Below are 724 nucleotides of genomic sequence, written 5' to 3' on the forward strand. Positions count from 1 at the left end.
GCTTGAATCAACGATTTCACTTGAAAAAGAGCCCAAGCAACTCGAGTCGGCTTGTGGAGAGGGTGAGCCAATGTGCCTTCAACCCGATCCAAATCAAGAAAAATCACGCTATTTCGATTCTGGACCATCGATAGACGATTCACGACCCCAAAAATCCGATTCCAAGGGCTGGAATCGCGATACAGCAGCAAACGGCGTGCGCCGATATGGCATCGGAAAACGCCCGCAATTAAATCAGCTTGCCGCGAACTCATCTTGCATCGAAATAATTTACGGTAATCCGATTCGAAACAAGGGGATACCGATTCACCGTGATCGATCTTCGATCTTGGCTATCCGATCCAAACGGCGTTTGTCGTATGCATTGATTGCCTCCAGGCTAACCCAGGAGCAGGAGGCAATCAGATGGCACAGACGCAACGTGAAAAACTGGACAAGCAGCGGCAGCGCCAGCAGAAGGTAAGGGCGGTAAGAAGGAGTGAGCGCAGGCCGTCCCGTGACGACATCGCCCGAACACTGTTGCATTGGGCCATCGTGCAGAACCTGAAGCTTGGACGCGAGCAGGAACTGGATCGGCTGCAAGCATCCATCGTTGATGGATTGGTGGCCCGGGGCTTTAATCGAATACAGGCGGATGCGGCGTTCGACGAACTCGTTGAGAAATACGGCTCCGGGTGGACTTTCCAGCGAAAACCTCACCTTCGCGACGATAGCGTCGACGGCC

At 53.3% G+C, this 724-nt stretch carries 2 protein-coding genes; one reads left to right on the forward strand and one right to left on the reverse strand.

What is annotated here, in order from left to right:
* On the reverse strand, positions 1-254 hold a 254-nt coding region (locus tag ACX3P1_RS28260; protein ID WP_459083135.1), incomplete at its 3' end, for a hypothetical protein.
* Between the two features lie 151 nt (positions 255-405).
* Between ACX3P1_RS28260 and ACX3P1_RS28265 the strand changes: the two genes are divergently transcribed.
* Positions 406-724 (forward strand): hypothetical protein (locus ACX3P1_RS28265; protein WP_459083137.1); only part of this gene is annotated, 319 nt, incomplete at its 3' end.

The organism is Mesorhizobium sp. A623 (genome assembly GCF_054489405.1).